At 73.4% G+C, this 6,884-nt stretch carries 8 protein-coding genes; 4 read left to right on the top strand and 4 right to left on the bottom strand.

Going from position 1 to position 6,884, the window contains the following annotated elements:
* Nucleotides 1-75: 75 nt before the first annotated feature.
* From efeB to IG88_RS0137240, 3 genes are read left to right on the top strand one after another with little or no spacing between them, the layout of a single operon-like run.
* The gene (gene efeB, locus IG88_RS0137250) at nt 76-1,329 is read left to right on the top strand and encodes an iron uptake transporter deferrochelatase/peroxidase subunit (RefSeq protein WP_031051133.1); all 1,254 of its coding nucleotides are present in this window, start codon (nt 76-78) and stop codon (nt 1,327-1,329) included.
* Nucleotides 1,330-1,331: 2 nt separating this feature from the next.
* Nucleotides 1,332-2,204, top strand: a complete 873-nt coding sequence (gene efeU / locus IG88_RS0137245) for an iron uptake transporter permease EfeU (RefSeq protein ID WP_031051131.1) — start codon at nt 1,332-1,334, stop codon at nt 2,202-2,204.
* Nucleotides 2,164-3,153 carry a hypothetical protein gene (locus IG88_RS0137240; protein WP_031051129.1) on the top strand — a complete coding sequence of 330 codons (990 nt, stop codon included), beginning with the start codon at nt 2,164-2,166 and terminating at the stop codon, nt 3,151-3,153. The genes efeU and IG88_RS0137240 overlap by 41 nt, the downstream gene beginning before the upstream one ends.
* A gap of 19 nt (nt 3,154-3,172) precedes the next feature.
* Here the strand turns inward: IG88_RS0137240 and IG88_RS0137235 are convergent, their stop codons facing one another.
* Together IG88_RS0137235 and IG88_RS0137230 are read right to left on the bottom strand one after the other, a co-directional pair.
* On the bottom strand, nt 3,173-3,904 hold the full coding sequence (locus tag IG88_RS0137235) for a bifunctional DNA primase/polymerase (protein ID WP_031051127.1): 732 nt from the start codon (nt 3,902-3,904) through the stop codon (nt 3,173-3,175).
* 101 nt (nt 3,905-4,005) lie between these two features.
* Nucleotides 4,006-4,641: a TetR/AcrR family transcriptional regulator gene (locus IG88_RS0137230; RefSeq protein ID WP_031051125.1), complete on the bottom strand. Its 636-nt coding sequence runs from the start codon at nt 4,639-4,641 to the stop codon at nt 4,006-4,008.
* A gap of 138 nt (nt 4,642-4,779) precedes the next feature.
* On the opposite strand from IG88_RS0137230, the gene IG88_RS43630 reads away from it, so the two are divergent.
* The gene (locus IG88_RS43630; RefSeq protein ID WP_234332480.1) at nt 4,780-4,935 is read left to right on the top strand and encodes a DUF6243 family protein; all 156 of its coding nucleotides are present in this window, start codon (nt 4,780-4,782) and stop codon (nt 4,933-4,935) included.
* Between the two features lie 20 nt (nt 4,936-4,955).
* Here the strand turns inward: IG88_RS43630 and IG88_RS0137220 are convergent, their stop codons facing one another.
* Together IG88_RS0137220 and IG88_RS0137215 are read right to left on the bottom strand one after the other, a co-directional pair.
* Nucleotides 4,956-5,618, bottom strand: coding sequence for a response regulator transcription factor (locus tag IG88_RS0137220; protein WP_031051123.1), 663 nt, complete (start codon nt 5,616-5,618; stop codon nt 4,956-4,958).
* A gap of 28 nt (nt 5,619-5,646) precedes the next feature.
* The gene (locus IG88_RS0137215) at nt 5,647-6,627 is read right to left on the bottom strand and encodes a small ribosomal subunit Rsm22 family protein (protein ID WP_107452429.1); all 981 of its coding nucleotides are present in this window, start codon (nt 6,625-6,627) and stop codon (nt 5,647-5,649) included.
* Nucleotides 6,628-6,884: the final 257 nt, after the last annotated feature.

Raw genomic sequence — 6,884 nt, 5'->3', positions numbered from 1 at the left:
TGACCTGGCTATCACTCATGCACACCCCTACGGCTCGGCCTGCCCCCAACCACACGAACCTACTGGCCTTCGACCTTGACCAAACACATAGGGGCACCCTCCCCCTCCCGGCGGACGCTGATCGGCTGGGGCGGCGCGGGCCTCGCGCTCGGCGCCGCAGCGGCGGCCGGCGGCGCGGTGGCGATGGACCGCACCGGCGGCGACGCGTCCCCGGCCGGTGCCGACGCGGGCTCGGCCGTCCCCTTCCACGGCCCGCACCAGGCGGGCATCGCCACCCCGGTGCAGGACCGGCTGCACTTCGCCGCGTTCGACGTGACGACCGAGGACCGCGCCGCGTTCGTCGCGCTGCTCAAGGAGTGGACGGCGGCGGCCCGCGCGATGACCGCCGGTCACGCGGTGGGAGAGGGTGCCTACGGCGGACTGCCCGAGGCCCCGCCGGACGACACCGGCGAGGCGCTGGGCCTCAGGCCGTCCCGGCTGACCCTCACCCTCGGCTTCGGCCCGTCCCTGTTCGAGAGGTTCGGCCTCGCCGGCCGGCGCCCCGAGGCCCTGGCCGACCTGCCGAAGTTCCCCGGCGACAACCTCGACGGGGCCCGCAGCGGCGGCGACCTGTGCGTCCAGGCGTGCGCCGACGACCCCCAGGTCGCGGTGCACGCGATCCGCAACCTGGCCCGCATCGGCTTCGGCAAGGTCGTCGTGCGCTGGTCGCAGCTCGGCTTCGGCAAGACCTCGTCCACCACGCCCGACGAGCAGACGCCGCGCAACCTGCTCGGCTTCAAGGACGGCACCCGCAACATCGCGGGCACGGACGAGGCCCGCCTGGAGAAGTTCGTCTGGGCCGCCGCGAAGGACGGCGCGGAGTGGATGGCGGGCGGCTCCTACCTGGTCGCGCGGCGCATCCGCATGCACATCGAGACCTGGGACCGGGCTTCCCTCCAGGAGCAGGAGGACGTGTTCGGCCGCGACAAGGGCGAGGGTGCCCCGGTGGGCAGGGCCAAGGAACGCGACGAGCCGTTCCTGAAGGCGATGAAGCCCGACGCGCACGTCCGGCTCGCCCATCCCGACTCCAACGGCGGGGCGACGCTGCTGCGCCGCGGCTACTCCTTCACCGACGGCACGGACGGCCTGGGCCGCCTGGACGCCGGGCTGTTCTTCCTCGCCTACCAGCGCGACATCCGCACGGGCTTCATCCCCGTGCAGCGCAATCTGGCGAAGGACGCGCTCAACGAGTACATCCAGCACGTGGGTTCGGCGGTCTTCGCCGTGCCGCCCGGTGTCCGGGACGCGGACGACTGGTGGGGCAGCACGCTGTTCGGCAAGGAGGCGTAACCGTGTTCTCGAACTACCTGATCGGACTGCGCGAGGGCCTGGAGGCCTCGCTCGTCGTCTGCATCCTGATCGCCTACCTGGTCAAGACGGACCGCAGGGACGCCCTGAAGCCGATCTGGGCGGGCATCGGCGTCGCGATCGCCATCGCGCTCGGCTTCGGCTGCGCGCTGGAGTTCGGCTCGCAGGAGCTGACGTTCAAGGCGCAGGAGGCGCTGGGCGGTTCACTCTCCATCCTGGCCGTGGTCCTGGTGACGTGGATGGTCTTCTGGATGCGCCGCACCGCCCGCCACCTCAAGACGGAGCTGCACGGCAGGCTGGACGCGGCCCTCGCCATGGGCACCGGCGCGCTGGTGGCCACCGCGTTCCTGGCGGTGGGCCGGGAGGGCCTGGAGACGGCCCTGTTCGTGTGGGCGTCGGTGCACGCGGCCGGCGACGGCACCCCGCGCCCGCTGATCGGCGTGGCCCTCGGGCTGGCGTCGGCGGTCCTGCTGGGCTGGCTCTTCTACCGGGGCGCCCTGCGCATCAACCTGTCCCGGTTCTTCACCTGGACCGGCGGCATGCTGGTCGTCGTGGCGGCGGGCGTCCTGGCCTACGGCGTGCACGACCTCCAGGAGGCCGACCTGGTGCCGGGCCTGACGAACCTGGCCTTCGACATCAGCAACACGGTCGACCCCGCCGGCTGGTACGGCACCCTGCTCAAGGGCGTGTTCAACTTCCAGCCCGACCCGACCGTCCTCCAGGTCACGGTGTGGCTGCTGTACCTGGTCCCGACACTCGCGCTCTTCCTCGCCCCGGTAGGGTTCGCCTCCGGGAAGGGGAAGGTGAAGGAACCTGATGAGCCAGGACCGCGGCCCTCGAAGGCCCCGCAGGCTTGAGAAGTTCGCGCTCATATCCGCCTCGGCGACCGCTTTGTCGTTGGCGGCGAGCGGGTGCGTGGTGGTGCACGGCGAGCGCGAGGTGCTCCCCTCCGCCACCCGGGCCGAGGCCGCCAAGGCACTGGAGGAGTTCACCACCGCGTACAACGAGGCCGACAAGGCGTACGACGCCGGACTGGACGCCGAGCACACGACGGGCGCCCTCGCCGCGATCGACTCGGCACGGCTGGAGGCGGGGGCGGCCAACCACCCGGACGGCAACCCCTCGCACACGCCGCTGGAGCTGACCGACGCCAGGTTCACCATCCCGAAGAAGGCGGGCTGGCCGCGCTGGTTCCTCGCGGACACCAAGGCCAACAAGGGCGGGAACACGCGCTGGTTGCTGGTGTTCACCCGCAGCGGCCTGGAGGAGACCTGGGAGGCGGCGTACCTGACGCTGGTCGCGCCCGGCAAGATGCCCGAGTTCAAGACGGACGCGGACGGCTGGGCGGAGGCCGTGCCCGCGAACGCCGCCGACGTGAGCGTCCCGCCGGCCGGACTGAGCAAGGGCTACGCGACGTATCTGCGGGACGGCGGGACGGCCTTCGCGGACGGGACCCACACCAGTGCCTGGCGCGCGCAGCGCGAGAAGCGCTCCTCCCGCCCCGGCCTGGCCACGCAGTACATCGACGAGCCGCTGACGAACGGCGACTACGCGCCGCTGGCGCTGCGGACGAAGGACGGCGGGGCGCTGGTGTTCTTCACCACCCGGCACTTCGAGAAGCAGACCGCCGCGCGGGGGGCCTCCGTGCCGACGCCGAACAAGGACGTGCTGGCGCTGACGGACGGCGAGATCAAGCAGTCGCTGACGATGGAGTTCGTCTCCAACGAGGTGGCGCTCGACCCGGCGGACGGACCGGTGTCGGTACTGGGCCGCGTCCAGGGCCTGACCTCGGCGAAGGGCGAGTAGCCCCCGGGAGCCCGCGCCCTCAGCGACGCAGGGGCCAGGCGGCGGCCGCGTGGTCGTTCTCCCCACCGGCGTGCCGGGCGCACGCGTCGGTGAGGGTCTCCAGCAGGGTCAGCGGGTCCGGCAGCGGGTGCTCGGGGCCGCGCACCCAGTGCACGGTCCGGTCCTCGCCGGGCAGCCGGGCCGGCGGCACCAGCACGTAGGAACCGCGGCAGTGCCAGCGCAGGCCGGGGTGCTCGTCCATGGTCTCGGGGTGGCAGTCCAGCTCGCAGGGCCACCACTCGTCCTCGTCCTCGGGGGTGCCGCGGGTGAGGGTGAACAGGAGCATGCGTCCGTCGTCGCTCTCGGCGACCGGCCCGACCTCGACACCGGCCGCGAGCAGCCGCTCCAGCGCCTCGCGACCGGCCTGGAGCGGCACGTCCAGGACGTCGTGCACCATGCCGGTCGCGGTGATGAAGTTGGCCTCGGGCTGGTGCCGGGCCCAGCGCTCGACCTGGGCGCGGTCGGTGGTGGACTGCGTCTGCCAGGCGAAGGACACCGGGTGCCGGGCGGGAGTGGGACAGCCCACGCGGTCGCAGGAGCAACGGTATCCGGCGGGGTGCGCGGCGGGCGCCAGGGGCAGTCCCGCACCGGCGGCGGCGAGCAGCAGATCCTCCCGGCCACCGTCTCCGGCGGCCTCCTTGGGGCGGCGTCCGCGCAGCCACGAGGAGAGTTTGCCCTGCAGACCGCTCCGACCGCCGAACTCCGCGCTCATCTATCCCCTTGCTCTCGCCGTCGTCCGCTCCAGCATGCCCTATCGTCGCACCATTCGGAGCTTCGGGGTCGCGAAGGGACAAACTTCCCCGCTCGGCCCGGTCACCGGGGCGCGAGCCCGTACAGCGCGTAGTCGACGAGGGTGTCGGTGTAGGCGTGGGAGAAGGGCCCGGTGTGCTGGAGCCAGCGCTGGGCCAGCGGCGAGACGAAGAGCTCCAGCGCGATCCGCGGGTCGATGTCCGGCCGCACCTGGCCGGCCTCCTGGGCGGCGCGCAGGCGGTCGACGTAGAGCTGGAGCGAGGGCTCCAGGAGCTTGGCGACGAACTCCCGGCCGAGCTGCTCGTTGACGACACCTTCCGCGGCCAGGGCGCGGGAGGGCGTCTCGAACCTCGGGTCGCGCAGCTCGTCGACGGTGGCGCGCAGGACCGCCTTGAGGTCGGCGGCGAGGTCACCGGTGTCCGGAATCGCGTACGCCTCCTGCCCGGCGGCCTGCTCGCCCAGGTCGAGGAAGGCCTCCAGCAGGACGTCGGCCTTGGAGGACCACCAGCGGTAGATCGTCTGCTTGCCGACACCGGCGCGGGCGGCGATGCCCTCGATGGTGGTCCTGGGGTAGCCGACCTCGCCGACGAGGGCGAGGGCGGCGTCGTAGATGGCCTGGCGGGACCGCTGGCTGCGCCGGGTGGCGTCGGGGTGCGGCCGCTCGGCGGCGGGGGGACGGGTGGACTTCTGTGTGGCCATGGTCCGAAGTTATCAGGTTGACAAGACGCACCGTCTCGCCCAGAGTGATGACGCAAGACGAGACGACCCGTCTCGCTCACCCCATGGAACCCCGACAACTCAGGGAGAACCCCCATGACCCGAGGCGGAAACGGAAACATGCTGGGCGTCGGCGGTACGCGCCGGAATCTCGGCCGTGACGCCCTGCGCGGCGGCGACCCGGCCGGCCGCGTGGGCGGCGGCACGTCCCCGCAGGCCCAGAAGCGGGAACTGCTGCGCAGACTGCGGGAACGGCAGCAGAAGCCCGAGAGCTGACCGGTCTGCCCCCGGCCGCTTCAGCGGCGTGGCACCCGCGCGTTCTCCAGATAGTGCAGAACGGCGGCCACCCGCCGGTCGACCTGGTCGGCCGGGGACAGGTCGAGCTTGGCGAAGATGCTGCGGATGTGCTTGTGGACCGCGCCGTCGGTGACGACGAGCCGAGCGGCGATGGCGCTGTTGCCGAGCCCCTCGGCCATCAGCGCCAGCACCTCCCGCTCCCGCGGAGTGAGCCGCTCCAGCCGGGTGTCCTGACGGGTGCGGGTGAACAACTGGGCGACGACCTCGGGGTCGATGGCGGTACCGCCGCCCGCGACCCGGCCGAGCGCGTCCATGAACTCCTCGACCCGGCCGACCCGCTCCTTGAGCAGGTACCCGAGCCCGCCGACACCGCCGGTCAGCAGGTCGGTGGCGAAGGACTGCTCCACGTAGGCGGAGAGCACGAGAACGGCGAGCCCGGGGCGCCTCCGCCGCGCCTCGACGGCCGCTCGGACCCCTTCGTCGGTGTGGGTGGGGGGCATGCGCACGTCCAGGATGGCGACGTCGGGCTCGTGCGCGTCGATGGCGGCGAGCACCGAGTCGGCGGTGTCCGCCGTGGCCACCACGTCCATCCCCTCGGCCCGCAGCAGCAGGGCGAGCCCCTCGCGCAGCAGCGGATCGTCCTCGGCGATCACGATCCGCAGGGCGCGGTGCACGGCACGTTCCACGGGGTCACGTTTCCTCCGCCGGCCAGGGGTCGCCCCAGGCCGCGTCGCGGGCCGCCTTGTACAGGTCGCCGTGGCGCTTGGTGACCGTCCGGCGGCGGAGCTCTTCGTCGGGCTCGCACAGGTCGAGCAGGACCTGGCCCTTGCGGATCTGCGGACGCCGGACCACGCGGGCGGGCGCCGGGGCGACCGGGAGCCGGGTGGCGGCGACGTAGCTGAACTTCTCGTCCTCGTAGGCGAGGGAACCGCTCTTGACCTGACGGTGCAGGCTGGACCGGCTGACGCGCGCCGCGAAGTGGCACCAGTCCGTGCCGGGCACGATGGGGCAGGCGGCGCTGTGCGGGCAGGGTGCGGCGACCCGGAACCCGGCGGCGATCAGCCGGTCGCGGGCCTCGATGACACGGGCGTAGCCGGCGGGGGTACCGGCCTCGACGATCACGACGGCCCGCGCGGCGCCGGCGGCGGCGTCCACGAGCGCGGTGCGGTCGGCGTCGGTCAGCTCGTTGAGCACGTAGGAGACGGTGACGAGGTCGGTGCTCTCCAGGGTGAGCGCCGTGCCGATCCGGGCGCGCCGCCAGCGGGCGTCGCGCAGGGCGGGCAGCGAGGCGGCGATCTCCCGGCCGAGGGCCAGCGCGGGTTCGGCCCAGTCGAGCACGGTCACCGGGCGCGTGCCGTCCCAGGTGTCGCTGACGGCCCAGGTCGCGGCACCGGTGCCGCCGCCGAGGTCCAGGTGGCTGCCGGGCACCCAGTCCGGCACGGCCGCGGCGAACTCGGTCAGTGCGGAGCGTACGGCGGCGAAGGTGGCGGGCATGCGGTACGCGGCGTAGGCGACGACGTCGGCGCGGTCACGGAGGATGGGGGCGTCGGTCGGGGTGTCCCCGCGGTAGTTGGCGATCAGCCGCTCCACGGCCTGCGCGGCCTGGCGGGGCGGGAGCCCGTCGACGAGGTCGGCGAGGGTGGTGCGGAGGGTGTCGGCGGGGTGGGTCACGCGGGCGATTCTACGAGGCACTCCGTGGGGTGGGGGTGGGGTGTGTGGGCCGGCGTTGTGGGTGCTCCGGGGTGGGTGCGGGGGGCTGGGGTACGTGGTCCGGCGTTGCGGAGTTGCCCGGCGTGGGTGCGGGGGCGGGGAGAGCGCGGCCCGGCGCTGGCGGGGTGCCGCTGCGCCCACCCGTGCCGCCCCAGCGGCACGACTGCCCGCAGCTAGGGGCGGCTGGCGACCACCCGCAGCCGCGGCGGGAAGGGCGA

Origin of the sequence: Streptomyces sp. NRRL F-5650, from assembly GCF_000721365.1 — a bacterium.
Taxonomy (GTDB): Bacteria; Actinomycetota; Actinomycetes; order Streptomycetales; family Streptomycetaceae; genus Streptomyces; species Streptomyces ardesiacus.
The sequence above is the reverse complement of the archived record's forward strand: the minus strand, read 5'-3'. Positions and strand labels throughout refer to the sequence as shown.